Here is a 633-nt window from a genome sequence, read left to right on the forward strand (position 1 = left end):
TTTTCATTGTATTCCACTCCTGATTTTGCAATAGCAAAAGCCTGTTTTAAAAGTTTATTGCATACGGCTATCAATGCAAGTTTCTTGCTTTTCCCTTTGTTTGTTATTCGTTCGTAAATAGCTTGGCATCCCTTGTTGCATTTACAGGCTGTAAAGCTGCACATAAACAGCAGATTCCTTAATTTAGCATTTCCTATTTTACTGATTCTTGTCCTTCCTTTAACACTGCTTCCTGATTGCCTTATGACGGGTGTGAGCCCGCAAAAGGAACAAAGCTGGGAACTACTTTCAAAACGATTGAAACCGTCAGTCAACACGATAAGCATCATGGCAGTTTTACGACCCACTCCAGGAATACTTTCCAGTTTGGTTAGTATTTCCTGATGTTCACTTTTGACCATTTCCAAAAGAACAGCTTCAATAGCAAGTGATTCTTTCTGCAAGTTTTTAAGGCTTCGTTTAAGGGAACTTATCACTATTTTAGAAGGATTTCCTAATGTTCCCTCGGCTTGAATTTTATTCTTGATCGCAGTCCCTTGTTTTGTATAGGTATCCAATAACCGGATCATTTGAAGGCATTGCATTTGATTTTTAGAGTATCCAACCCAAAGTTTTAATTCTCTTTCCTGCCCA

Annotated in this window: 1 protein-coding gene; it reads right to left on the reverse strand. The window is 38.1% G+C overall.

The features are described 5' to 3' along the window. Positions 1-633 (reverse strand): IS110 family transposase (locus tag ACFO7M_RS16260; protein ID WP_379736914.1); only part of this gene is annotated, 633 nt, incomplete at both ends.

It is taken from the genome of Flavobacterium sp. GCM10023249 (assembly GCF_042653365.1).
GTDB lineage: Bacteria > Bacteroidota > Bacteroidia > Flavobacteriales > Flavobacteriaceae > Flavobacterium.